This window comes from Shinella sumterensis (assembly GCF_004514425.2).
Lineage (GTDB): Bacteria > Pseudomonadota > Alphaproteobacteria > Rhizobiales > Rhizobiaceae > Shinella > Shinella sumterensis.
The window spans coordinates 96,457-122,340 of record NZ_MYFN02000011.1 but is presented as its reverse complement, the minus strand read 5'-3'; the positions used below and the strand labels follow the sequence as shown (position 1 = coordinate 122,340).

Genomic DNA, 25,884 nt, shown 5'->3' with positions numbered 1-25,884 from the left:
GCCTGAAGTCCTTGGATTAAAACGAATGCTCCAGCCCGGCCGGAACCGTGGAGGATCCCCGCCGGGCTGGTCGCGACGACCGCAAAGGGCCGTCGCCCCGGGAGATCACGGAATGCCGTCGGCGTGCGCCTCAAGCCAGCCCTTGCCGTCTTCCGCACTCTTATAGAGGTCGATGTCGTAGGCGACCTTGATATCGGCCGGCGGCTTGCCGTCGATGGAATTGATTGCCTGCGTCAGCGCGAGCTTACCGAGGCCCTGGCCCGAGATGTCGACAACCGCCTTGATGACGCTGAAGTCGGCGAGCTCCTGAGCAATTTCCGTCGTCATGTCGCCGCCGAAGACCACGGTCTTGCCGACGCGGCCCTGGCTCTTGACAGCGCGCGCCGCACCAAGGGTTGCGCCGCCCGCCTCACCGAAGAAAGCATCGAGATCCGGATGCGACGAGAGCATGGTGCTGGCCACCGATACCGCCTTGTCGAGGGTAGCACCCTCCTGGTTATCGACGATCTTGGCGTTCGGCACCTTGGCGAACAGCGCCTCCTCGAAACCCTTGCGGCGGGTGACGCACACTTCGACGAACTCGCAGTTGAGCACCGCGATGGTCGGCGCGTCCTTCTTCTCCGCGAGGAAATAGTCGGCGGCCGCGTCGCCCAGCTTGTGGCCGAACTGATAAGGGTCACCCACCGCATAGGCGGAGACATAGTCCTTCATGTCGTTTTCGCTAAGGCAGGTATTGTAGCAGACGACCGGAATGCCAGCGTCATGGGCGCGGCGGATCGCGCGGAACGAACCGTCGGCGGAGACCGGCGAGACGATGATGGCCTGCACGCCTGCGGAAATCAGCGAGTCGATGAAGGACGATTCCTTGCTGACATCGCCTTGCGCATTGGTTTCGATAACCTCGAGCTTGCGGCCGGCATCCTTAGCGCCATCCTGGATGCCCTTTCGTACGCCGGCATAGAAGCCCTGCGCGTCCATATAGATGGCGCCGACCTTGAGATCCTTGTCCTGCGCGAACGCGGTGGATGCAGCAAGAGCGGCAAGGCTCGCCAGCGCGGCTTTGGCGATGAATTTCATATGATCCTCCCACAAAACGATGGTGTGCGCCGATGGTCCGCCGTTGGCGGGCCGTCGCGATGCCATCGCACTCTAAACTTCATCATATTAATGTCAATATAAATACGATTTATTTTTTCATAAGCGCCCTGCACGCGCTTCTTCACTGGATACGGCGCGGAAAACACGTTAGAAGCGGCAGAATAAATAATACTTAGTGTAGCCGGCGGTCCTGCGTGACCTTCCTCAAAGGCACCGAAGCTGCATGCGGGCGCATAGGAGAAGCAGTGTGGCGGCAACACCCGTGGCACGGAACCTGACGCAGAACGGAGATCCGATTGCCGAGCGGGGCAAACGCAGTGTCCGCGAAGCGCTTCTGCGGCAGATCGTCGAGAAGATCGTTTCTGGAGAGATGGCGGAAGGCTCGACCCTGCCGAATGAGGCCGAGCTCACGGAGCAGTTCGGCGTCAGTCGCACCAGCCTGCGCGAGGCCATGCAATATATGTCGGCCCTTGGCATGGTGCGGTCCCGCACCCGCGCTGGAACGACCGTGCTGCCGCGGGAGAACTGGAACTATCTGGATCCGCTCCTTCTCGACGTCATGTTGAGCATCGGTGCGGACGAAACGTTCTACACGTCCCTGATCGACGCGCGCCAGCTGCTCGAGCCCGCAGCAGCGGCACAGGCAGCGGCCAATGCGAGCGCCCGCGAACTGTCGCAGATCGCGAAGGCCTTCGAGGACATGGTGGAGGCCAATTCGCGCGACAACGAGGAATGGAGCCGCGCCGACCTCGATTTTCACACCGCCATCATCAATGCCAGCGGCAACTGGGTCTACCGCCAGTTCGCCACTGCCATCCGCGCCGCCCTGCTCGCGAGCTTTCGTCTCACCAACCGCGCGAGCCAATCGCACGAGCAGGCGATCCTCAAGCACCAGGACGTCCTGGAAGCCATCCGCATGCGCCGACCAGACGCGGCACGTCACGCCATGGAACAATTGATCGGCGTGGCAAGAAGCGAGATCACCGACGCGCTCAGAAAATCGCGCGGCCGTGAATGGCCTTCGAAGGATGAGACGTAGATCGCCATCAGACGAAAATGATCCTCGTCAGGCAGGTCACTTTGCCAAATGCCGGCCCAGCTAGGCCCGCAGCACGCGAAATCTGTTGCACAAAATCAATACCAGTTTAACATCAGAAAAATATTCTGGTGAGGAATCGCCTTGAAGGCGCGCTTTTCATGACCGACCGGCCGATCCTGGACTTCCTCGCGCACGAGCTTGCGGCTGCCAGCCGTGAACCGCTCTATCGGCAGCTGGAAACCGCCCTCAAGCAGGCGATTGCATCCGCACAGATCAAGCGCGGTGGGGTCATTCCGAGCGAGCGCGTGCTAAGCCAGGAACTGGGCCTCTCGCGCGTCACCGTGCGGAAGGCCATCGAAGGGCTCGTATCGGACGGCGTGCTCGACCGGCGCCATGGCGCGAAAACCGTCGTGTCTTCCCGGCTGGAAAAATCGCTCGCGACAATGACCAGCTTTTCCGAGGATATGCGCTCACGCGGTCTGGAGCCGGGATGCACATGGATTTCACGCGAAATTTCAAGGCCTTCGCCGGCTGAAATGATGGCGTTGGGCATTTCCGGAAGCGAGAAGGTGGTGCGGCTGCGCCGCCTGCGGACAGCCGACGGACAGCCGATCGCCATCGAGATGGCGACCCTGCCCGCGCGCTTCGTGCCCGAGCCGCAGGCCATTGGCAACTCGCTCTACGAATATCTGGAGGCCGCTGGCGCCCTGCCCGTGCGCGCATTGCAACGCATGCAGGCAAAGCCCGGCACCGATGAGGAGCGACGACTGCTCGCGGCGCCTGACGACACCTCCCTCCTTATCATGGAGCGCCGCTGCTTCCTGGCGGACGGCCAGATCGTGGAATTCACGCAGACCAAGTATCGCGGCGACGTCTACGATTTCGTGATCGAACTGATGCGATAATACCAGTATAATTCCTGTTGCCATCTGGTCTTGCTTTGCTACCATTCCAGCGATGACAGGAGACAGTTTCGTGCCGCTTGATTTCAAATCCCTCGACAAGGGTCTGATCGTATCCTGCCAGCCCGTGAAGGGTGGCGCCATGGACAGGGCCGAGATGGTCGTCGGCTTCGCACTGGCCGCCCTCGATGGGGGCGCTGCGGCCTTGCGCATCGAATCGGCAGAATATGTAGCCGCCGTACGCGCCGCCACGAACCGGCCGATCATCGGCCTTGTGAAGCGTGACCTCAGTGACAGCCCCGTCCGCATTACCCCATGGATCGAGGACGTCGACGCTTTGGCCAATGCCGGCGCCGACATCATCGCCTACGATGCGACACAGCGCCAGCGCCCGGTCCCGACCCGTACGCTCATTGAACGCATTAAGGCCCACGGCCGGGTCGCCATGGCAGACTGCTCGATCCTGGCGGATGCCGAGCAGGCGCTCTCGGAGGGCGCCGACATCGTTGGGTCCACGCTTGCCGGCTATACCGGCCCGGTCGAACCGACCGAACCCGATCTCACCCTCGTTGCCGCCATGCGCCGCCTGACGCCGCATGTCGTTGCGGAAGGCAACATCCGCACGCCCGCGCAGGCCCAGCAGGCCTTGCTCGCCGGCGCCTCCATGGTCGTCGTCGGCTCGGCCATCACCCGGCCGGAATTTGTCACCGCCTGGTTCCGCTCGGCGCTCGATGACACGCTCGCCGGACAGGAGGCCTGACCCCGGTGGCCCGCTCCGACACGATCCTTGCGCTTGATATCGGCGGCACCAAGATGCTCGCGGCACTGGTGCGCGGGAATGTCGTGAGCGAAACCCACACCATGGCCACCCCGCACAACGGCGACCCGGAGGCTTGGCTTTCGGCGCTCTTTGAAGCAATCGGCAGCTGGCAGGAGCGCTACGATACCGTGGGCGTGGCCGTCACCGGCATCATCGACGAGGGGTGCTGGTCACCGCTCAACCGACGGACCCTCGACATTCCCGACCGCTTTCCGCTCATCGAGACCGTCGCACGGCTTTCCGGTGCCCGAAGCGTGCTGGCCGCAAATGATGCACAGGCCGCCGCCTGGGGTGAATATGCCTTCGGTGCGGGGCAGGGTCATGACCTCGTCTTCCTCACCATCTCCACCGGGGTCGGCGGCGGCATCGTCGTCAACGGCCGCCTCCTCGGCGGGCTTGCAGGTCATTTCGGCCAGTTCCGCAGCGTCGGCGAGGAAGGCCGCGCGCTGGAGGACAAGGTTTCCGGCCACTGGATTGCCGCCGAAGCCGCGCCGCACCGGCCGGGCGCGACCGCGCGCGATGTCTTCGAGGCCGCTGTAGCCGGTCATGGCTGGGCGCAAGCCATCATCGAGACCTCAGCGCGCCAGACCGCGCTTCTGTGCGGCAATATCCAGCTCGCGCTCGACCCCGCCCGCATCGTCATCGGCGGCGGCATCGGCCTTGCACCCGGCTATCTCGAATCCGTCCGTCGGGCCCTGGGAGGCCTGCCGCCACGGCTCACCCCGCAGCTTCACCCCGCCGCACTCGCCGAAAAGGCAGGCGTCGTGGGCATCGCGGATCTCGCAAGACGTCAGAATTAACCTGAGGGAGAACCAGAATATGACCTTTGCCAGACTGAAGAAGGGCGGCCTGATCGCCGCTGCGATCGCCACCCTGCTGGCCGGCCCCGCCTTTGCGAAGGTGACCGTGCTCGGTTGGCCGGGCGGCCCGGAAGAAGCCGCACTGCGCGCGGCCGCCGATACCTACAATGCCAAGCCCGACGTGAGCGACGACAACAAGGTCGAGCTCTTGTTCTTCAACCGCGACGGCTTCTGGGACAAGCTGCAGGCCGACCTTGCCGCCGGCTCCGCCGCGTTCGACGTGAACCTGCTCGCCACCTACTCCATCGGCCGCTACGCGCCGTTCATGGAGCCGGTCGAATTGTCCGGTGAGGCCAAGGACGTCTATGGCGACCAGGTTCTCACCACCATGCAGTACGAGGGCAAGCAGTTCGGCGTGCCGACCGATCTCTCGCTGCATTTCATGTATTACCGCAAGGATCTGATCGACGCGCTGCTGAAGGACGACGCCGCCAAGGCGAAATACGCGGAGATCGCAGAAAAGCACCTTGGCAAGAAGCTTGAGCCCAAAAACCCCGACGAATGGACGTGGGATGATTACGCCGCGACCGCGCTCTATTTCACGCAGGCCGTGAACCCCGACAGCCCGACGCGCTACGGCACCGTGCTCCAGCTCAAGAACCTGCTCTTCAACATGATGGTGTTCCAGTCACTGCCGCGCGCCTATGGCGGCAACTGGATGGACGACGCGGGCAAGATCACAGTGGATTCGGAGGCCTACCGCAAAGGTCTCGAAACCTACAAGATGCTCTATGACGCAGGTGCTACGCCGCGTGACTCGCTTTCCTACGAATTCGCCGAAGCGAACGCGGCCTATGCCTCCGGCCAGGTCGCGGCCATGGTGCAGTGGAATGCGGCCGCCTCCGAGCTGATGTCGAAGGAGAAATCGCCTGTTGTCGGCGAGGTCACGGAAGCGATCGCACCGCCCGCCGGTCCCGAAGGCCGCTTCACCCATATCCATGGCCTCGGTTTCGGCCTCAACAAGAACGCCGCCAACAAGGAAGGCGCGAAGGCCTTCATCACTTGGCTGTCCTCGAAGGAAGCAGCGCTCGTCTATGCCAGGAACAGCGGCGCACCGGCGCTGACGCCCGATGTCGTCAAGGACGTCGCTGCCGAACGGCCGGACCTCGTCAAGCTCGGCGAGTTCGCCGGCAAGTACGGCTATGTCATGAATGGCGGCACCTCGGCCAAGGCGCTCTCGGTCTATGAGCTCCAGGCCAAGGAGTTCACCGGCTACTGGTCGGGTCAGCAGTCGCTGGATGACGCCCTGAAGAACACCGAAAAAGGCATGGCCGAACTGCTCAAGTGAGGCCATTGCCGGCGACCGCCCCTGGTGGCCGCCGGCTCCCTCGCGGCGATGGCGATGACGCCCTCGCCGCGTTCCGGAAAGACCGAGCCAGGATCGATCGATGACAACGAAGACGCATCGCAGCCCCGTATCCGAATTCCGCCTGCTGACGATGCCGCTGGTCGTGTTCCTGCTCGTCTTCCTGGGCTTTCCGGCCATCGTCAACCTTGTCTATTCGGTCTCCTCGGTCAGCTTCGAGACGTTGCGCAGCCCTGAGATCACCGGTTTCGGCAACTTCGCCGACGTGTGGCGTGATGGCACCTTCTGGCGGGCGAGCTGGTTTTCCTTCCGCTTCGGCCTGCTCACCGCGATACTGGAATGTGCACTCGGCCTGTTCCTTGCCATCTTCCTCGCGCCGCTCATCGAACGACGCAGCTGGCTGATGGCGATCCTCATGCTGCCGCTGATGGTGGCGCCCGCGCTTGTCGGCCTCATGTACCGGCTGGTGCTGCACGAATTCGCCGGACCGGTGCCCTATTACCTTTGGGCGTGGTTCGGGGCGAGCCTCTCCTTCCTGGGCCCCGGCTCGGCCTTCTGGACGCTGGTGACCGTCGAGACGCTGCAGTGGACACCCTTCGCATTCCTGCTGTTCTACATGGCTTATCAGGCGATTCCCCGCGAGATCGTCGAAGCTTCCGCGATGGATGGTGCGCGCTACCGTCACCGGCTCTGGTACATCGAGCTGCCGCTGATGATGCCGACCATCGTGGTGGCCCTGCTCATCCGCTTCATCGACGGCTTCCGTGTCTTCGACAATGTCTATGTGCTGACCGGAAGCGGCCCCGGCGGGTCCACCGCCTCGCTGTCGATCTACATCTACGAGGCCTTCTTCAAGCAGGGCGCCATCGGCAAGGCGGTCGCCGCCTCCGTCGTCCTGTTCATCGCCTCCTTTGTCGTGCTTTACGGCCTCAACGCCATCGCCGCCCGCCGCAAGGGAGCCGCCCGATGATCAATATCCTGCGCTGGATCGTCTTTGCCATCGCCGCCGTCGCGATGAACTTCCCGATCATCGTGACCCTCGTCACCTCCTTCAAGAGCCCACGCGAGCTCACCGCCAATCCGGGTCTCTGGGTCCAGGCGCCGACGCTCGAGAATTATGCAGCGGTCTTCACCGTCTCGGATCGGCTGAACATCTTCCTCTATCTCGTCAACAGCCTTGCCGTTGCCGCTCTAGGCACGCTGCTGGCCGTGGGGCTCGCACTTCCCGCAGCCTATGCCATCGCGCGTGGCAAGGTCGGTGAACGCACGTTGCTGCCGCTCATCGTCAACTTGCGCGCCGTGCCGCTCGTGATCTTCGCCATTCCGCTCTACATGATGTTCCAATGGCTCTCGCTGCTCGATACGCGGCTCGGCCTCGGCCTCATCCTCACCATCGTGAACCTGCCGCTCGCCCTCGTGATCCTCGTGAACGCGATCAGGGATCTGCCGGGCGAACTCGACGAGGCTGCCTTGATGGACGGGGCGACGCGCACGCAGATCCTCTTGCGGGTTATCGCCCCGCTCTGCCGTCCGGCCATCGTCACAGGCCTGATCTTCGGCTTCATCACCGCCTGGAACGAGTTTCTCTTCGGCCTGATGCTGACGACGTCCAAGGCCGTGCCCATCACCGTCGGCGCATCGTTCTTCTTCGCCGCCAGCGGCGGCGGCGTCCAGTGGGGCGTCGCCTCGGCCGTGATGATCGTGGGCGCCCTGCCGCCCATGCTGCTCGGCCTTCTCATGTATCGCCAGATCAGCGGTTCGATGACGGCGGGCGCCGTCAAGGGCTGAAACAGGTTTCCCCGGAGGTTCAAATGGGTACGATTCTGCTGGAAAAGGCCGGAAAACGTTATGGCGGCGTGGAGATCATCCGTGATCTCGACCTTGCCATCGCCGACGGGGAATTCGTCGTCATCGTCGGCCCGTCGGGCTGCGGCAAGTCCACGCTGCTGCGCATGATCGCGGGGATCGAGGAAACGGCCTCCGGCAGGATCGTGATCGACGGCCGCGACGTGACGAAGGCGCCGCCGGTGGAGCGCGAGCTGGCCATGGTGTTCCAGTCCTACGCGCTCTATCCGCACATGACGGTGCGCCAGAACATGGGGTTCGGCCTCAAGCTCGCCAAGCTGCCCTCCGCCGCCATCCGGGCCAAGGTGGACGAGGCGGCCGAGGCGCTGAAGCTCACGCCCCTGCTCGACCGCTATCCCAGGCAGCTTTCCGGCGGTCAGCGCCAGCGCGTGGCGATCGGTCGTGCCATCGTGCGCCAGCCGACCGCCTTTCTGTTCGACGAACCGCTCTCCAACCTCGACGCCGCCCTGCGCGTCGATATGCGGCTGGAGATCGCAAGGCTCCACCGGACGTTGGGCGCGACCATGATCTATGTCACCCACGACCAGGTGGAAGCAATGACGCTCGCCGACCGAATCGTCGTGCTGAAGGACGGACGCATCATGCAGCACGGCAGCCCGCACGAACTTTACGAGCGGCCGGCCAATCTGTTCGTCGCGCAGTTCATCGGCAGTCCCAAGATGAACGTGCTCGACTGCATGCCCGCTGGCGACGGCACGCTCGACCTTGCCGGCCAAGGCCGGATCGACCTTGCTTTTTCCGGCGCGCCGACCCGCCTTGGCGCACGCCCGGAACATCTGCGGCTCGTTTCACCCGAAGCCGGTCACTGCCGCGGTACGATCGAGGTCGCCGAATATCTCGGCGCAAGCACCAGCGTCTTCGTGCGCAACGACCGGCTCGGACTGGTCAATATCAACGCACCCGCGGATACGCCCGTGCGCATCGGCGAGACCGTCGGCATCGCCATCGATGCCGGCCGCGCGTCCCTTTTCGGGGCGGACGGCGTCAGCCTTGAAAGACGTGCGGGTTAGGCGGACGCGCTACAGGATCGCGAAGGGCGTTCCCGGAGAGCCGGTTGCGCCCTCGATGGCCAGTGGCGCAAACCCGTAGACGAACTCATAGCGCCCGGTCTCGGCGATCGGGTCGAGGTTCATGCCCTCGTGCAGGTAGATCCCGTGCCGCATGATGAGATGCTGGTGGCACGGAAGCACGATATCAGGGTCGACGGGTGGCACCACGTCGATCGCAAAATTGTCCGCGCCGACGATGACCGGCTGGAGCGCAGACAGGTATTCCGCGGCCTCGAGCCCGAGACCGGGTTCGCCATCGTACCATGTTTCGGCCTCGGAGAAGAAGCGCGAGCCATGGCCGGTGCGGATCAGCACCACATCGCCAGGCGACAGCCAGTCGTCCGGGTTCATATCCTGCCGGACGAGACATTGGCGCAGATGGTCCGGCGTGATCACGAAGCCGTTTTCAAGCGGTCGCCCGAAAAGCCCCTGCACATCGAGGAGCACTGCGCGGGTGAAGAAGATCGGCGCCTTCTCGATGCCGAGCTTCTTCAGGCCGTAAGGCGACCAGATCTCCGAGAGCTTGTTGCCGTTATAGACCAGCGTATCGCAGTGGCCGCACGGATAGCTCACCTGATGGCCCAGATGGCCGAGGGCATCCATGTGGGTGCCGATCTGGCCGATTTCCGTGCAGATGAAATCATCGTTCCACACGGTGCGGCTGATCGCACCTTCCGGCCCCCCGGTCGGGCCGCCCGGCATTTTGAGCCCGAACGTGCGGCCGGGTGAAAGCGGCATGCCGACGCGGTAGGGAAAGCCGAGGGAGATGGTCTCGCCGGTGCGGATCAGGTCGCGCGCCTGCAGCACCTTGTGGGGTCCCAGCAGGTTGCCGGCGCCGCGTTCGTCTTCGGGGCCCCAGCGCGAGGGAAACCATTCGGTTCCGAGGGCAGGATTGATCTTGTCCGTCATCGTCTCGGCCTCATGCTGTTAGGGCGCGTGCCATGCGCCTGCGCCGGGTCACGTAACCGATAGCAGCTTCGGCAATGATCACGAAGATGAGCAGCGCGCCCGTCGCAAGGCTCTGCATCCAGAAGGGTGCGCCGAGCGCGGCGATGCCGCTCACGAGAAAGCGGATCGTGAAAAGGCCGATCAGCACGCCCAGGATGCTGCCGCGTCCGCCCGCAAGCGCGATGCCGCCGATAAGGCAGGCGGTGACCGCTTCAAGCAGGACAGCTTCGAAACCGAGCGGGCTGGCGCTGCCGGTACGGAAGGAAAGCAGCGCGCCGGCGAGGCCCGCAAGCGCCGCGGAAATCGAAAAGGCCACGATAATGGGGCGACGGATCGAGACGCCGGCCGCGCGGGCCTCGCCCCTGCCGCCGCCGATTGCGAAAATCTCGCGCCCCCACAGCGTGCGCCGGCTGAAAAAGTCGACCAGCAGCACCAGGACCAGAAGTGTCGCCGAGGGGATGGAAAAGACGAAGAACTTCGCCGACAGGAAATCCGTCTCGGCAATGTTTTCGAATGGGATGAGAACGGTCTTCTCGTTCGAGACGACGAGGGTGAGGCCGCGCAAAGCGATCAGCGTGCCGATCGTGAAGACCATCGAGCTGATGTTGAGCTTGTAGATGCAATACCCCTGAAGCGCGCCGAGCAGGCCGCAGAACAGGACCACGATCACAAGCACCGGCACCATGCCGTAAGGAAAAAGCTGGATCGACAGGATGCCGGCAAAGGCCGCCATCGAACCCACGGAAAGATCCATCTCGCCTGCGATCATCGTCAGTCCCACGCCGATGGCGATGATGCCGGCGAGGACTGCACTGTCGAGAAGGGCGGCGATACCGGGTTGCGAGTAATAGCTCGGAATGCGCGCCGCGAGGATGAGATAGACCGCGATCATGAGCCCCAGGCGGGCGAGGTTGCTTTTCGTTTCCGACGTCATCTCAGCGTCCCCGTCCCTGAAGAATGTGGAAAAGGCTGATGGAGGCGATCACCAGCAGGCCGACGATCGTCATGCGAACGCCGGCACTCAAGCCATGCAGCAACATGAAGTTCTGCAGGAGCGCGATCAGCACGGCGCCGAGCGCGGCCTGGAGCGGCGTTCCCTTGCCGCCGCGAAGCGCGATGCCACCCACCAGCACCGCGGCGATATAGTCGAAGTCGTATCCCATGAAGAGATCCGCCTTGGCCTGCGAGAATTGGGATACCGTCATGATCGCCATGACCGCCACGCCGATCGACAGTGCGGCACAGGCGATGGCGGTGACGAGGCCGACGCGCAGACCGCTTGCCACTGCCGCCTTGGGGTTTGCCCCGCAGAGCACGATTTCACGACCGATCTTGAAATGGCGGATGATGAACCAGCTCAAAATCGCGGCTATGATGAAGGCCCAGCTCTGCGTGGGGATGCCGAGCGGCCGGGCGGTGCCGAGCCAGAGCGCCGCCTCGCTTTCGATGCGCAGGATGGAGTTGCCACTGAAAAGCGCCGCCAGTCCGCGAAAGACGGTTCCGAAGGCAAGCGTCGTGATGATCGGGTTGCCGATCAGCGAAATCGCCACGCTCTGCGCGAGCCCGCAAAGCACGGCAATGCCCAGTGTCAGGAAAAGGCCGGCCGCGAAGCCAAGGGCGGCCGTCAGAAGCGCGAAAAGCACCGCAAGCAGCGCGCCGAGCGCACTCGCCGACAGGGCGAACAGATTGCCTGATATCGTGATGTAGCTCATGCCGATCGCGACGATGCCCGTAAGGGAGGCCGCACGGATGACCACGAAGATATTGTCCACCCGCGCGAAACCCGGCGTCGTCACGCTCGCGACAACGAGCAGAACGAGGATGGCGATGAGCCCGTAGGCCGTCTTGGGAAGGGTGACTTTCGCGCGGTGCGACACGTCCTGGCTTGTCATGGCGGTTCTCATGCTTGTGCCCGTCAGGCAGCTTCGCTGGCGCGCGTCACGTCGCGCGTGAGGCTTTCGGCGGTGACATCGTCCGCATCGCAGATGCGCACCAGTTCGCCGTGGAAGAACGAGGCGATCCGGTCGGCGAGACCAAGAACCTCCTGCGTGTCGGACGAGGCGAAGATGATCGACAGGCCCTCATCCGCGAGCTTGCGCAGATGGCTGTAGATCTCCGATCGCGCGCCCACATCCACGCCGCGCGTCGGCTCCTCGACGAGCAGGATCTTCGGGTCGAGCCCGATCCATTTGCCGAGCGCGACCTTCTGCTGGTTGCCGCCGCTGAGATTGCCGGCGAGACGGCCAAGAAAGCGCTCGCCAAGGCCGAACTGCCGCGCGATCCGCGTCACGTGCTCGCCTTCCAGCGCCGGCGACAGGAGGCCGAAGCGGCTGACGGCGGAAAGCGCGGGTGCGGACAGGTTTTCCGGAACGGAGCGGACGGCGAAGATGCCATCACGCTTTCGGTCGTCGGAGCAATAAAGCACCTTGCGCGCGATACTGCCCGCAATGCCGGAGGGCGCATAGGCGCCGCCCTCAAGCGTCACCGAACCGGACTGAATGGGCGTGACGCCGGCCAGCATTCTGAGAACGGCGCCGGCACCGCTCCCGACCTGTCCTGCAAGCGCGAGGATTTCCCCCTTGCGCAGCGACAGCGAAACGGGCGCCTTGAGGCCGCTTGCCCGGCATGCATCGAGGCGGAGGATTTCCTCTCCGGCATGAGCGGCGCGTGGCGGAAACATCTGGCCGAGCTGGCGGCCGAGCATGGCTTCGATGAGGTCGCCGATGGACAGTCCCGCGGTTTCGACGGCAGGAAAGCTCTTTCCGTTGCGCAGCACCGTGACCTTCTGGGTAAGGTCGAAGACCTCAGGCATGCGGTGGGTGACATAGATGATGGCGCAACCCTCGGCGGCCAGGGTGCGGACGGCCGCCTTGACGCGCACGATTTCCGTCTCGGAGAGGGCTGCCGTCGGCTCGTCCAGAATGGCGATGCGCGCCTTGCGCGACAGGAGGCGCGCGATTTCGACGAGCTGGCGCTCGGCCACCGAATGCTCTTCAGCCAGCGACAGCGGATCGATATGGTCGAGACCAACCCGTTCCAGATAGGGCCTCGCCCGGCGCGCCAGCGAGGCGGCGGAGCGAAAGAAGCCGAGGGTCTCGTCACCCAGGAACACGTTCTCGGCAACGCTGAGGCTCTCGACGATGGAAAGCTCCTGCGCCACATAGCCGATGCCGGCCGCCTGGGCATGGCCCGGCGAGCGGATCGAGACCGCAGCGCCATCGATGGAAATCGTGCCGCCGTCGGCAGGCTCGATGCCGGCGAGTATCTTCACGAGCGTGCTCTTGCCCGCGCCGTTCTCGCCCATCAGCGCCATGACCTCGCCCGCCTCGACGGCAAGGTCCACGTCCTCGAGCACCCGCGTCGGGCCGTAGCTCTTCACAATCCCGCTCATCCTGAGCATTGCGTTCTCCTCCCGGAAAGCGCCGCGTCACGCGACGCGGCGCTGTCTGCATCAGAAATTGCAGAGCTGGTCTGCCGTCTTGCCCCAGAGCTTCGCCGCATCATAGGCGGCCTGGCTGTTGGCGACGGCAGGGTTGGGCAGGAAGTTGTACTTGTAAAGCGGATCGGCGTCGGAGGGCGGCGCATCCGGCGTGCCTTCCAGGTAGCTTTCACCATCCACGACCTTGCCCTGCACGACGAACTTGCCGAGCGCCTGCATGGCCATCCAGCCTTCCCAGTAACCGGACTGGATTGCCGTGCCGGCGATCTCGCCGCTCTTCACATGTTTGGAATCGCCATGGCAGGTTCCGCCGACGATGAAGATGTCCTTGCCCGGCGTCAGGCCGTTCTCGCGTGCGGCCTGCGCGGCAGCACCGGCAAGCGAGTCGTTCTGGGTGTAGAGCCAGGTCAGCTCGCCCTTGTGGGCCGGGATGATCTGCGCGGCAACCTTGTAGCCCTCATCCTCCAGGAAGCCGGCCGTTGGCACGACGTCGATCACGTCGAGCTTGCCTTTCACAGCGTCCTCGAAACCGGTCGCGCGGTCATCGCCAGCCGACACGCCGGCCGGGAAGCGGATGATCGCGCCCTTGTCGCATTTCGCGTCTGCCTTGGCGCAGGCATCCAGCAGGATCTCGGCCGCGGTCTTGCCGCTCAGGAAGTCGTTGGCGCCGGCATAGGCCGTCCAGTAGGCTTCCGTACCCTTGATGGGGTATTGGTTGGAGACGATGACCGGCGCGCCGGACTGCGAGAGCGCGCGCAGCGAGCCGACGCCGGCGGCATTTTCGAAGGGCCACCAGATGTAGCCTGCGACCGTCTCGCCCGAGGCGAGCTGCTGCTGCACCTGGCTGTCCTGTTCGGACTGGTTGAAGTTGTTCTCGATCACCTTGATGTCATAGCCGAGTTCCGCGGCCTTTTCCTTGGCGCCGAGCTGGAACTGGCCGATATAGGGGTTCGTGCTGGACGGCACGAACACCACGACGGTGCCCTTGCTTTCGGCATAGGCCGCCGTCGCCATCAGGCCGGCGAGCATGGAAGCCGCCAGCGTCATCGATACACGCAATTTCATAGTACCCTCCCTCGGCATAAGCCGTAGCGACCGCCTCGCGGCCTTTCCTCATCCACCTTCCCGTCGCGACCGACGGAAAGTCATGTCTCCACGGGTTTCCCAACCCGTGAATTCAGATTCCCCCGCCCTCGCCAAGCGATCCGAAATGCCGGATCATCCGCTCGACATCGGGGGCAATGCCCGTGAACAGCTCGAAAGCGCCAACAGCCTGGTAGACCGCCATGCCGCCGCCGTTGACGACGCGGCATCCACGCTGCGCGGCGGCCTGAAGCAGCGCAGTCTCCAGCGGGAAATACACCACCTCGGCGACCCAGTGCCGTTGCTCGAGAAGATCGGGATCGACCGGCAGGCCGGGATGGCCCACCATGCCGGTCGGCGTCGCATGGGCAAGGCCATCGGCCTGCCGCAAGGCCTGCGCCATGTCTTTGCCCGCTTCGAACCGGCAGGCGGCATGATGCGGCGCAAGCTGCGCGACCAGCCGTGCGGTGCGCTGCGGATCGATATCGAAAACCCGGATCGTCTGCGCGCCAAGTGTGGCGAGCGCATGGGCCACGGCGACACCGGCGCCGCCCGCACCGATCAGCACGACGTTGCCGACGTGAGCCTGAGGCAACCCCCGGCGAAACCCGGACGCAAAGCCCCACCAGTCGGTATTGTGGCCGATGCGGCGACCGTCGCGAAACACGATCGTGTTGATCGCGCCGAGCGCCTCGGCATGCTCCGAGAGTTCATCGACCTCGTGCGTCGCGACCTGCTTGCAGGGATGCGTGATGTTCAGCCCGGCGAAACCATCGTCCTGCGCCTGGCGAATGAGCCCGGGCAGCGCATCCGCGCCCACGCCCAGCACATCGAGATCAATGAGATCGTATCGGCATTCGATGCCGTTGCAGCGCGCTTCCTCGACATGCATGGCAGGGGTACGCGACCGCTGGATGCCGCTTCCGATCAGGCCGGCATGAACCGTCCGGACCGCCGTTTGCGTTTGTGAAACCACTCTCCACCCCTATGCCATCTCCCGGGCATGCCGCCATGCCCCCACCTCAGGGCTCCATGAAATGTACGAACTGGTTAGTGAAGTCAATCGGCAGATCGGGCTTTCCCGATGCGGAGACAGAGAAAAATCGACATGGAGGAACGGCGCGCTTCCCGGCCTGCACGCCTGCGTCGACCTGCGGATAATTGCGCTTCGTCAGGATTGCAGATAAGCGAGGATCATGTCCGCGACCATCTCCCGATGACGCGCCTTGATCTCGTCATCCATGAGGTCGCGGCCGAAGATGGCGCCGAACGTATGGCGGTTCGAAACGCGGAAGAAACACTGGGCGCTGATCATCTGGTGCAGGTCGACCGGGTCGATTTTGCGGGTGAAGGTTCCCGCCTCCTCGCCGCGCTTCAGGATATCCGCAATCAGGCCGATAACCCCCGAATTGGCCACGCGCAGCACATCGGAACGCTTGAGATGTTCGGCGCGATGGATGTTCTCGATGCTGACGAGCTGAACGAAATCCGGATTGGCATCGTCATGGTCGAAGGTGTTGGTAATGAGGCTGCGCATGGCCAGATCGGGCGCGAGATGGTTCAGGTTCAGCCCGTTCTCGCGCGAGCGGATCTTGATGTAGGCCCGTTCGAGCACAGCGAGATAGAGCCCTTCCTTGCTGCCGAAATAGTAATAGAGCATGCGCTTGGAGGTGCGCGTCTTCTCCGCGATGGCATCCACCCGCGCGCCGGAAAAGCCGGCGTCGACGAATTCCCGCGTTGCAACCTCCAGGATGTTCTCTCGGGTTGCGTCGGGATCGTTTTTTCGCGAAGGGCGGAGCTGGGCCAAAGCCAATACCTGTATCCTCGTTTGCTGGTGACGGCGAACGGATGGATATCGTCACATCCGTCGGCGGGTCAACCGCAGGGCAGAAAAGATCATGCGCGCGGGCTGACGATAGCGAAAGGCAAGCATGTTCAGGCTTGAATTTGAAATAAAGCCTGTATGTTGACCGTCTTGGATATGGCAGGCGCACTCAAGCCATGCCGCAAGCCGTTCGATATCAATGCCAGATCGTGGGTTCATGCTGCTCTTTTCCAAATCACTCCGCATCGCCGCCACCGCCCTGGTCCTGATGCTTTCGTCCGCGCAGGGCTTCGCGCAGGCGCCCACGCAGGAAGCGATCAAGCGATCCGACCAGATTGCCCCGGAGATGAAGGCGCTTTCCGCCCAAGGCGATCATGAAGGCGCACGCCGCATTGCCGAAGAGGCGAGCGCGCGCTTCAAGGCCGAAGGCGAAGCATGGCTTTCGGCAAGCTACATGGTATCGGCGGCCGACTACGCCATGCGCATGGGGGACGCCGCCCGGGTGGATGGCGAATACTATCCGCGCATGCGCGAACTGCTTGCGACACTCGATCCCGTCGAGGAGACGCGCGCCAACCTCCTGATCGAGCTGCTGATGGACGCCAAGGGCCGGCTTTCGGACCGTGCCGGGCAGGATGAACTGGTCGCGTTCTACGAGAAGCGCATCCGCAAGGCGCATGGCGAAAACAGCGAACAGGATATCGACGCGCGGGTGCGCGCGGCCTACAGCCTGCTCGAAAGCGGCCGCCTCGATGATGGCCGCGAGCATCTTCGCGCCGCCCTTGGGGCCTCGGCGAAAACCAAACTCCACGCCGTAACGCTGAAGCATTATACGCAGGCCGCGCGCAGCTTCCATGCGAGCGGCCTCAATGAGGATGCCGCCGCGCTCTTCCGCGAGGCCGAGGGCACCCCCGCCATCCAGGCCGAGGTGAAGGAGCTGGCGGATTTCTATCTCGCCTATGCGGAATTCCGCACCGCCGTGCCGGACAGCCTGCAGCATTTCGTGCCGCTCTATTCGATGGCGACCAATCTCTATGCCCGCTTCTACGGCACCGAATCCGAACAGCTGATCCACGCGAACGACAAGCTCGCAAGCGCATTGTCGGGCGTCGGCCAGTACGGTACCGCGATCGACCTCGAAAAGCGAAATTATGAGATCGCCGAAAAATCGCTCGGCAGCGACAACACCATCACATGGCGTATCACCAACAATCTGGCCGATATGTTGCGCGGGCTGGGCTCACCCTCCCGCGCGCTCGAATACGATCTCAAGGTTCTGGAGAACCGCACCCGCCATTACGGCCAGAACCATTTCAACACCCTGGTGAGCGCAAACAACACCGCGCAGAACTATCTCGATCTCGGTGATTATGCCACGGCACGCCACTATTTTTCGCTGTGCCTCGATATTTCCAAGGCGCTCGGCGATGCCGGCAATATCGCCGGCATGGAGGCCTGGATCGCCTATACGGACCTCCTGTCCGGCGCGGCGCCGATGGATGCCGCGGCTGTCAGCCGCATGGAGGCACTCGTCACCGATTCCAACTATCCCGGCATCCTGAGCATCAAAGCCGCCTATCTGCTGGCGGATCATTTTGCCAGGAAGGGCGACCACGCACGCCAGATCAAGCATCTGCAGCAGGCCTACAGCATTGCCGCGGGCGAAATGAGCACAGGCCATCCGCTGGCCTTTGCGGGGCGCATCGCCATCGCCAAGGCCAAGGCCGAGACGGACCCTGCGACGGCGGCACAGGAATTCGCGGGCATCGACCAGGACATGCTGCGCTGGGTGCATCTGCAGGTCTCGGTTGCCGGCGGGCGCGACGTCGGCGAGACGGTGCGCGCCATGGCGGACGATATGCTCTACCACTATGCCCGTTTTGCCGAACGCAACCCGCCTGCCGTACCGGCCTTTGCGGATGCCGCCCGGCGCTGGCCGTCGCTGGCGACGCCCGATGCCGACAATGTGCTGAAGCTCACGCGCATGATCGACACGTGGGATACCGAAACCGCCCGCCTGCTCGACCGCATCTCGCGCCTTTCGCGCATTGCCCGCGAAATCTTCGCCGCCGATGTCGAGCAGGACCTCGCCTATGCCTATTTGACAGACACCAAGGCGATGGAGCGCGAATTAAACCAGCGCCTCGTCAAACGCTACCACGTCGACCGCCAGGCGATCCTGAACCAGTCGCTGCCGACGCCGGCAGAGCTGGTCGGCAAGGATCAGGCTTTCGTCCAATATTTCACGACGCGCAAGTGGCGCGCCGATCGCGACGCCGCCGACCCGATCGAGGACACGCAACTCTATGCCATCGTCTGGCGCAGCGGCAAAGCGCCCGTCATGCGCGCGCTCGGGGATCCCCGCGCGGTGCTGGGGAACGACAGCGACGCCGTCGCCGCACTTGAAAGCCGCAGTGGCAACGACGAAAACAGGGGCTTGCTCGTCGAAGCGCATCAGCGCGCCTTCGCGCGGCTGCACGAGCGGCTTATCGGGCCGATCGAGAAGGAACTGGCGGGTGCGAAGACGCTCTTCATCGTGCCGGACGGGCGCCTGTTCGCCCTGCCGTTCTCCCTGCTGGAAGCGGCCGACGGCACGTTGCTGGAGGAGCGCTTCACCCTGCGGCTGCTTACGGAACCGGAGGCGCTTTACCGAGCCGTCGCGGACGCCCGCATGCCGAAGGACGGACGCGCCGTCCTGGCTGGCGGCATCGACTATGAAAAGGGCGACGAGGCGGGCGCGACACCTCTGCCCGGTACGCTGCGCGAAGTGGAGGCCATCCGCGGTATCCTCGACGGTCCGGGCATGAAGGTCGAAACGCTCACGGGGGCTGCGGCGAGCGAAACGGCGTTGCGCGAGCGGATGACCGGGGCAAAGATCGCGCACCTGGCGACGCATGGTGCTTATGGCAGCCCGAAAAACGGGGGCACCAGCAATGTCGACACGCTCTGGCAGAGCGAGGTCATCCTTGCGCATTCGGGCGACACCCGCACCATGCGCCGTGATGAGAAAGACGGGCGGCTCTATGCATTCGAGCTGATGGCGTGGGACCTGTCCGGTCTCGATCTGCTCGTGCTGTCTGCTTGCGAGACGGCGCTCGGTGACGAGGCCTTCGTGGGCGGTGTGCGCGGACTGCCCACCGCCGCAAGCCTCGCCGGCGCCAAGCGCGCCCTCCTGACGCTGTGGCCCGTTGCCGACGATGGAACCGCCGATTTCATGGTCCGCTACTATGGATACCTGAAAGATGGGCAGACCTATGCGGAGGCGCTGCGCAACACCCGCCACGATGCCATCGCGGGAAAGATCCCGACGGCGAAGGACCCGCTCGTGTGGGCAGCCTTCGTGCTGTTCGAGAACTGACGGCGCGAGCGCGCGCCGCTCGCTATGTCTGCTGATAGACGGCGATAACCTTGTCGAAGCGGCGATTGTCCAGGTCGTCACGCCGGATCACGAAGAAGACCGTTCCCTCTACGAACGGTGCCTGCATCCAGTCGGCGAGATCGATCTGCAGGAGAAGGGTCCAGTCCCGCGCCTTCTCGAATATGGCCGCGCGGTGCTTGCTCCACTCCTCGCGCGACAGATGCTGCTTGCCGAATTCGCTCACCACCACGGCGTCCAGGCGCGGGTCGTCCTGCTCGGGCATGGGGCTGCCGAGCAATTGCTGGCGACGCCAGCCTTCCTCAGGATACTGGTCGTGGTTGGCCTGAAGCGCTTCCTCATAGGCGGCGAGCATATCCTCGCTCTCCTCGCCGGCCGGCTCCCCGCGGGCGGCACGGGCAAGATCGCCGAGCCTGTCGAATTCGAGCGCGGCGGGATCGGGTAGCCGGTAGGTCGCCTCCAGCGACACAGCCCGTGCCGGCGCGCCATAGTTCGTGCCCTGCTCCCCGGACGGTGTTTCGCCCGGCGTTCCGAATTCCGCCTGCAGCGCTCGCGCCTCTTCCAGCGCCTTTGCCTGGGCAGCAGCAAGATCGTCCGGGACGGGAAGCACCGCGAGCCGATCGATCGGCGTCCGATCCCAGATGACCTTCGCCGCGCGCATGCCGGTATCCCACGGGCCAACGGCAATGTCGTAGAAGAACAGCAAGCGGCCCTCGGCGGGCAAAGGCGCCGCGACCGTACCGAGCTTTGCGGCCTCGGCGAGATCGATCTGCGCCATGAAGGCATAGGGCAGATCCTTCGCCATATGGTCCCGCATCTCCTGTGCCGCATCCTCATTGCCGCGCTTTGCGATTTCCTCTGGATCACCGGGCTTTAGCGGCCGCGGCCATTCGAAATCGGCCGCTGCATGCGGCGTGCCGCCAAGCTGGCTTCCGCCGATGACGATCCGGCCGGCCGAGGGATGCAGCACGATGGCCGGCACCAGGGCCTCCACGATAATCTCGATCCGCGGCTTGTCGAACCATGTGAGCAGCGCCTCGCCGGCAGCTTGCGGACTATCGAACATGAAACCTCCGTATGAGCTTTGGCCTGCCCGGGAAATGGACCGCCAAGCGCGGCGGACAATGGCGGCGAGCGTTTTTCGCCTGTTTCGGACAGGAGGTCTATCCAAAAAGCGCACGCTTTGCCGGCTTCGCCAGGCCAGCGATTGGCATCGATCACGTCCGCGGTTTCGGTCGGGCTCTCATCTCATTCTCCCCGCGGGTAGCGTCTGGCCTGGTCCATAGCATCGTGCATGAACGTCTTGAGATCGTCATGCTCGAGATCGAGGCAGCCGAGCTGCCGCATCAGGCCGGAAAGCTCGCCAGTGAAGATTTCCATCGCCCGGTCCACGCCGCCCTGGCCGAAGCCGGCCGCGCCATAGAGGAAGGGCCGGCCGGCAAAGACGTAATCGACGCCGTAGCACAGGAGCGCGAGCACGTCCGACCCGCGGCGCACACCGCCGTCGAACATGACGGGGAAGTCCGCACCAACCGCTTCGCGGATGGCCGGAAGGCAATCGATGGAGTTGATCGCGCGGTCGAACTGCCGTCCTCCGTGATTCGACACGATGATGGCATCAGCGCCGGCTTCGCGCGCCATATGCGCGTCCTCGGGATGCAGGATGCCCTTGATGACGAGGGCGCGCGGCCAAAGCTGGCGGAACTGCCGCAGATGGTCCCAGGTCTGCAAGGCATAGCCGTGCTCGAGGGAGAATTTCGCCACATCGAGCCCCGAAGCGCCCTTGGGAAGATAAGGCGCCCAGTTCTCCATGACGGGCAGGCCGCCCGCCAGCAGATAACGCAGCGTCCAGGCCGGATGGAGCAGGCCATCGAGGATCGCCTTCGGCGTGAACTTCGGCGGGATATCGATATTGTTGCGGATGTCGCGCTCCCGCTTGGCGGCGACCGGGATGTCGACGGTCATGACAAGCGCGCCGCATCCGCAATCCTCCGCCCGGCGGATCATGTCGCGATTGATGGCGTCATCGGCAGTCGTGTAGATCTGGTACCAGAGGTTTTCGCCCGCGACAGGCGCGGCCGCCTCCATCGAGGACACGCTGACGCCGGACATGATGTAGGGAACGTCGAAACGCTTCGCGGTCTCGGCGAAGAAAAGCTCCGCCTGCGGGCGGAACAGTCCGGAATAGCCCATCGGCGCGATGCCCAACGGCCCTGCGAAGCGGCGGCCCAGAACGGTCTTCGAAATCGAGCAGGTGGCGACGTCGCGCAGGTAACGCGGCATGAAGCGGAACCGGTCGAAGGCGGCCCGGTTGTCGGAAAGCCCGCGCTCGTCGCCCGCACCGCCGGCAATCCAGTCATACAGCATCCGGGGCAGGTAGCGCTGCGCCGCCTGCTCCAGATCATCGGTGTTCACGATCTTGTCGAGCGACGATCCGGCCATTGTTCTTCCATGCAGTTCGTTTGGGGAGCCCACTGGTGCGGTGTGCCACACCGTGAGACGTCAGATAACCTTGCCCGGGTTGAGGATGCCCTTTGGATCGAGTGCGCCTTTCAGAAGGCGCATGGTGGCGAGCTCGGCGGGCGTTCGGGAGTAATGCAGGTAATCGCGCTTGGCAACGCCGATACCGTGCTCGGCGGAAATCGATCCGCCGTAACCCGCGATGAGGGCATAGACAAGCGCGCGGACCTTGCCCTTGCCCTGAGGCGTCGGCACGCCTGTGGTGACATGCAGGTTGCCGTCACCCAGATGACCGAGGACATGCAGCCCGAGATTATCCGGCACCTCTTCATCGAGGCGGCGCTGCACCTCGTTGACGAAGGCCTCCATGCTGGCAACGGGAAGGGAGACGTCGAAATCGACCATCGTCTTGAAGAGCAGCATCTCGGCTTCGAAGTCTTCGCGGATCTTCCACAGCTCGGAGCGCTGGCGCGACGAGGTCGCGATCACCGCATCGGCGATGAGACCGGTTTCCAGCGCCTGGCCGACCACCCGCTCGAAAAGCCCGGCATCCTCCTCGGGATCGAACCCTTCGGATTCGCACAGGATGTAGTACGGATAGCGGCCTTCGATCGGCGAGCGGCCGCCGAGAAGCGCGTCGACATTGGAATGGAAGAATTCGGCCCACATGATTTCGAACGACGACAGCGTGCCGTGCAGATCGCGACGCATCAGCCCGAGCGTCTCGGCGACCGCGTCGAAGCTCTCGAAGGCGAGCAACGCGGTGTTGACCGACCGCGGCGCCGGATGCAGCCTGAGCACGGCCCGTGTGATGACGCCAAGCGTGCCCTCGGATCCGATGAAGAGGTGCTTCAGGTCGTAGCCGGTATTGTCCTTTGTGTAGGGCGTCAGGTGGCTCAGCACCGTCCCATCGGCAAGCACGCATTCGAGCCCCAGGACCTGATCGCGCGCAACGCCATACCGCAGGGCCTGAAACCCTCCCGCATTGGTGGCAAGCGCGCCCCCGATCATTGCGCTTCCCCGCGCGCCGAAATCGAGACCGAAACGCAGGCCTTCGGCCGCGCAGCGCTGCTGGACAGCCTCGACGATCGCACCGGCGCCGACCTCGATCGTCATGCCCTTCCGGTCGGGCGCGCCGATATGGTTGAGGCGTTCGAGCGAGATCAGCAGGGTCTCGCTGTTAGATTGAGTCGCCCCGACAAGGTTGGTGCGCCCGCCCTCGAAGATGACCGCCTGCCCATGCTCGTGGCAGAGCGCCAGAATCGCAGAAAGCTCGACCGTGTCGGCAGGTTTTACAAGGCCGAGCGCCTGCGTCGGGGTGTTGATCCAGAAATCCTGTGGCCGGTCACGTAGCGTCGTTGCGTCGATGACATTGCGCGCGCCGACGATTTGTCGTGTATCCTCAAGATCGATCATGTGCCCTGCCCTGTCGAAAACGCTGCCAAATCCCTGACCAGCCCGCGGCCCGACGCCTGGATGAACCCCATGTCCGAGCCGATGGTGAAGAGGCAATAGCCCATCTCGATCAGTTCCGGAATGGCCGAGATCGCCGACACGTCGATGGCCGCCAGCTTTCCCGCGCGTTTTACGGCATCGGCCGTGCGCTGCAGCACATCACGCATCTCGCCGTCGAACCGGCCAATCGGCAGGCCGAGGGACGACGCGAGGTCGGCGGGTCCGACGAACAATACGTCGAACCCCTCGACGGCCAGGATGTCCTCAAGGTTGGCGAGACCCTCGGCGCTTTCCAACTGCAGGATCAGGGTCGTGGCGTCATTGGCTTCGGCGAGATAGGTCTCGAAAGCCTCGTAGTAACCGGACGCCCGCCATGGGCCGATGCCTCGCATGCCAGCCGGCGCATATTTGCCGGCGGCCACGATGGCGCGGGCTTCCTCGGCGGTCTCGATCATCGGCACCATGAGGCCCGATACGCCAGCATCAAGCGCAGCCTTTATATCGGCTGCCGACTTCGACCGCGGCCGAAAGATGGTGGGCGTCCCATGCAGTTCGGCAGACGGCAGAAGGCTTGCCAGATCCTGCACGCCGATGGGCGAGTGCTCGCCATCAAGGAGCAGGAAGCCAAACTGCGACCGCGCCATCAGTTCGATGACCGTGGGATGGGGAATGCCGACCCATGCGCCGAAAATGGGTTGGTCGCTGCGAAGTCGCGCTTTCAGGCTCTTGGCCAGAGTGAGTGGCATTGGCTTGCTCTTTGAAATCAGGATCTGGAAAAGGCGGTGTTGTCCCGGCCCTGTCCGGAGAGCCGGGCAAAGACCTTGGTGATGACCACCGCCATGAGAATGTAGATGGCGGAAATGAGAAGAAGAGGCTCGTAGGTCAGGTATGTCTGCTGACGCACCTGGGCTGCCACCGAATAAACGTCGATGACCGTGATCGTCGCCACCAGCGGCGTCGCCTTGAGCTGGAGGATCGTCTCGCCGGCGAGCGTCGGCATTGCCCGCTTGAAGGCCTGCGGCAGCCAGATGCGGCGAAACATCAGCAAACCGGACATGCCGTAGGCCTTGGCCGCATCGAGTTGACCCTTCGGCACCCCCTTGAACGCCCCGCGAAAGACTTCACCCTCATACGCGGCATAGGAAAGGGTGAGGCCCAGGAATGCATAGGGCCACGCTTGCCGCAGGATCGGCCAGAGTGCGGAGTCACGGATCCAGGGAAACTGCGGAAACAGCGATCCAAGGCCATAATAGAGCAGCCAGAGCTGAAGGAGCAGCGGCGTTCCGCGAATGACGGTGCAGAAGGCGCGCGCGGGCAGGGCAAGCCATTTCGGGCCGACGACCTGTACGAGGCCGATGGGGATGGCCAGCAGCATGCCGAGCGAACTGGTGACGACCACCAGAAGCACGGTCATGCCCAGGCCGCGCAGCAACAAGGGATAATAGGTTTCGAGCCAGTCCCAGCGCATTTGCAGCGCCGCATAGGTTCCGAAGAGAATGGCAGCGATAACGGGCGTCAGCGTCCCGGCATCCAGCCACCGGCGCCGTGTGCCGGCCCGCGCTTCACGGGCGGTCGCATCCAGCGCGCTAGACATGGGCCGTGCCCCTTGTTGCCCGCGCCTCCAGACGGCGCGAGAGCAGATTGGAGATCATCGTGGCGAGCAGATACATGCAGCCCGCCGCGAAGAAGAAGGTAAAATAGGCCTTGGTGGTGCCCGCCGCCTGACGGGTGACTTGCGTCAGTTCGCCAAATCCGAGCACTGCGAGCAGCGCCGTGTCCTTCATCGCGATCAGCCAGAGGTTGGAAAGTCCCGGCAGCGCGAAGGGCAGCATCGCAGGAAGCGTGATACGGCGAAGGGCCAGCCAGGACGACATGCCGTAGGCTTGTGCCGCTTCGATCTGGCCGCGCGGCACCGAAAGAATGGCGCCGCGGATGACCTCGGTAGAGTAGGCGCCCTGGACGACGCCCAGCACGACAATGCCGGCAATCGCGCCGTTGAAATCGATCTTCGCCTGGCCCAAGGCCGTTAGAACACCGTTGATCAGATCGGCGCCAGCGAAATAGACGACGAGGATCAAAACGAGTTCGGGCACCGAGCGAACGATCGTTGTGTAGAGGTCGAGGGCCTGGCGCGTCACCGCCCCGCCGGAGAGCTTGCCCAGCGCGCCGGCTATGCCGATCAAGAGCCCGAGGCCGAAGGCGCCGAGCGCGATGGTGAGGGAGCGTGCCAGGCCGACGAGCATGGCGCTTCCCCACCCTCCCGTCGTCAGCAGCGCGATGCTGCCGGCGGCGGGAGACCAGATCATGTCGAACAGTTCTTTAATCGTCGTTCTCCAGCAACGTCGGTGAAAACGCGAA

The 25,884-nt window shown here is 64.0% G+C and carries 22 protein-coding genes and 1 pseudogene; 8 read left to right on the top strand and 15 right to left on the bottom strand.

What is annotated here, in order from left to right; translation table 11 throughout:
- Positions 1-105: 105 nt before the first annotated feature.
- Positions 106-1,077, bottom strand: coding sequence for a substrate-binding domain-containing protein (locus B5M41_RS19335; RefSeq protein ID WP_134650161.1), 972 nt, complete (start codon positions 1,075-1,077; stop codon positions 106-108).
- Between the two features lie 268 nt (positions 1,078-1,345).
- Between B5M41_RS19335 and B5M41_RS19330 the strand changes: the two genes are divergently transcribed.
- The 7 genes and pseudogenes from B5M41_RS19330 (at position 1,346) to B5M41_RS19295 (ending at position 8,901) form a co-directional block, all read left to right on the top strand.
- Positions 1,346-2,137: a FadR/GntR family transcriptional regulator gene (locus B5M41_RS19330; protein WP_230640229.1), complete on the top strand. Its 792-nt coding sequence runs from the start codon at positions 1,346-1,348 to the stop codon at positions 2,135-2,137.
- Between the two features lie 158 nt (positions 2,138-2,295).
- Positions 2,296-3,042: a GntR family transcriptional regulator gene (locus B5M41_RS19325; RefSeq protein WP_134650159.1), complete on the top strand. Its 747-nt coding sequence runs from the start codon at positions 2,296-2,298 to the stop codon at positions 3,040-3,042.
- Between the two features lie 52 nt (positions 3,043-3,094).
- A pseudogene (locus tag B5M41_RS27165) lies at positions 3,095-4,659 on the top strand (putative N-acetylmannosamine-6-phosphate 2-epimerase).
- A gap of 19 nt (positions 4,660-4,678) precedes the next feature.
- Complete coding sequence (locus B5M41_RS19310; RefSeq protein WP_134650157.1) at positions 4,679-6,007, top strand: extracellular solute-binding protein; 1,329 nt, start codon at positions 4,679-4,681, stop codon at positions 6,005-6,007.
- 100 nt (positions 6,008-6,107) lie between these two features.
- Positions 6,108-6,995 carry a carbohydrate ABC transporter permease gene (locus B5M41_RS19305; protein ID WP_134650156.1) on the top strand — a complete coding sequence of 296 codons (888 nt, stop codon included), beginning with the start codon at positions 6,108-6,110 and terminating at the stop codon, positions 6,993-6,995.
- Positions 6,992-7,813 (top strand): carbohydrate ABC transporter permease, encoded by an 822-nt coding sequence (locus B5M41_RS19300; RefSeq protein ID WP_134650155.1) that lies wholly within the window; start codon positions 6,992-6,994, stop codon positions 7,811-7,813. Before B5M41_RS19305 ends, B5M41_RS19300 begins: the two co-directional genes overlap by 4 nt.
- Before the next feature lie 23 nt (positions 7,814-7,836).
- Positions 7,837-8,901, top strand: coding sequence for an ABC transporter ATP-binding protein (locus tag B5M41_RS19295; protein WP_134650154.1), 1,065 nt, complete (start codon positions 7,837-7,839; stop codon positions 8,899-8,901).
- A gap of 9 nt (positions 8,902-8,910) precedes the next feature.
- On the opposite strand, the gene B5M41_RS19290 is transcribed toward B5M41_RS19295, so the two are convergent.
- The 8 genes from B5M41_RS19290 to B5M41_RS19255 form a co-directional block, all read right to left on the bottom strand.
- Positions 8,911-9,849 (bottom strand): cyclase family protein, encoded by a 939-nt coding sequence (locus B5M41_RS19290; protein ID WP_134650153.1) that lies wholly within the window; start codon positions 9,847-9,849, stop codon positions 8,911-8,913.
- Between the two features lie 10 nt (positions 9,850-9,859).
- Positions 9,860-10,822, bottom strand: coding sequence for an ABC transporter permease (locus B5M41_RS19285; protein WP_134650152.1), 963 nt, complete (start codon positions 10,820-10,822; stop codon positions 9,860-9,862).
- A gap of 1 nt (position 10,823) precedes the next feature.
- Positions 10,824-11,780 carry an ABC transporter permease gene (locus B5M41_RS19280; protein ID WP_167719200.1) on the bottom strand — a complete coding sequence of 319 codons (957 nt, stop codon included), beginning with the start codon at positions 11,778-11,780 and terminating at the stop codon, positions 10,824-10,826.
- Positions 11,781-11,803: 23 nt separating this feature from the next.
- Positions 11,804-13,288, bottom strand: coding sequence for a sugar ABC transporter ATP-binding protein (locus tag B5M41_RS19275; RefSeq protein WP_134650150.1), 1,485 nt, complete (start codon positions 13,286-13,288; stop codon positions 11,804-11,806).
- Between the two features lie 51 nt (positions 13,289-13,339).
- Positions 13,340-14,392 (bottom strand): sugar ABC transporter substrate-binding protein, encoded by a 1,053-nt coding sequence (locus B5M41_RS19270; protein ID WP_160871040.1) that lies wholly within the window; start codon positions 14,390-14,392, stop codon positions 13,340-13,342.
- Positions 14,393-14,504: 112 nt separating this feature from the next.
- A complete protein-coding gene (locus B5M41_RS19265; protein WP_134650148.1) occupies positions 14,505-15,386 on the bottom strand; it encodes a shikimate dehydrogenase in 882 nt (293 codons plus the stop codon).
- Between the two features lie 195 nt (positions 15,387-15,581).
- Positions 15,582-16,223 carry a TetR/AcrR family transcriptional regulator gene (locus B5M41_RS19260; RefSeq protein ID WP_370340751.1) on the bottom strand — a complete coding sequence of 214 codons (642 nt, stop codon included), beginning with the start codon at positions 16,221-16,223 and terminating at the stop codon, positions 15,582-15,584.
- Positions 16,224-16,268: 45 nt separating this feature from the next.
- Complete coding sequence (locus B5M41_RS19255; RefSeq protein WP_167719197.1) at positions 16,269-16,454, bottom strand: hypothetical protein; 186 nt, start codon at positions 16,452-16,454, stop codon at positions 16,269-16,271.
- Here B5M41_RS19255 and B5M41_RS19250 point away from each other — a divergent pair.
- Positions 16,453-19,593 carry a CHAT domain-containing protein gene (locus tag B5M41_RS19250; protein WP_167719194.1) on the top strand — a complete coding sequence of 1,047 codons (3,141 nt, stop codon included), beginning with the start codon at positions 16,453-16,455 and terminating at the stop codon, positions 19,591-19,593. The genes B5M41_RS19255 and B5M41_RS19250 overlap by 2 nt on opposite strands.
- 22 nt (positions 19,594-19,615) lie before the next feature.
- Here the strand turns inward: B5M41_RS19250 and B5M41_RS19245 are convergent, their stop codons facing one another.
- The 6 genes from B5M41_RS19245 to B5M41_RS19220 form a co-directional block, all read right to left on the bottom strand.
- Positions 19,616-20,677 carry a DUF1963 domain-containing protein gene (locus B5M41_RS19245; protein WP_134650146.1) on the bottom strand — a complete coding sequence of 354 codons (1,062 nt, stop codon included), beginning with the start codon at positions 20,675-20,677 and terminating at the stop codon, positions 19,616-19,618.
- Between the two features lie 182 nt (positions 20,678-20,859).
- Positions 20,860-22,053 (bottom strand): alpha-hydroxy acid oxidase, encoded by a 1,194-nt coding sequence (locus B5M41_RS19240; RefSeq protein ID WP_134650145.1) that lies wholly within the window; start codon positions 22,051-22,053, stop codon positions 20,860-20,862.
- A gap of 60 nt (positions 22,054-22,113) precedes the next feature.
- Complete coding sequence (locus tag B5M41_RS19235) at positions 22,114-23,487, bottom strand: FAD-binding oxidoreductase (protein ID WP_134650144.1); 1,374 nt, start codon at positions 23,485-23,487, stop codon at positions 22,114-22,116.
- Positions 23,484-24,272: an HpcH/HpaI aldolase family protein gene (locus B5M41_RS19230; RefSeq protein ID WP_134650143.1), complete on the bottom strand. Its 789-nt coding sequence runs from the start codon at positions 24,270-24,272 to the stop codon at positions 23,484-23,486. The genes B5M41_RS19235 and B5M41_RS19230 overlap by 4 nt, the downstream gene beginning before the upstream one ends.
- Before the next feature lie 17 nt (positions 24,273-24,289).
- On the bottom strand, positions 24,290-25,120 hold the full coding sequence (locus tag B5M41_RS19225) for an ABC transporter permease (RefSeq protein WP_134650142.1): 831 nt from the start codon (positions 25,118-25,120) through the stop codon (positions 24,290-24,292).
- Entirely contained in the window at positions 25,113-25,832 is a 720-nt protein-coding gene (locus tag B5M41_RS19220; RefSeq protein WP_134650141.1) for an ABC transporter permease, read from the bottom strand. Before B5M41_RS19220 ends, B5M41_RS19225 begins: the two co-directional genes overlap by 8 nt.
- Between the last annotated feature and the right edge of the window lie 52 nt (positions 25,833-25,884).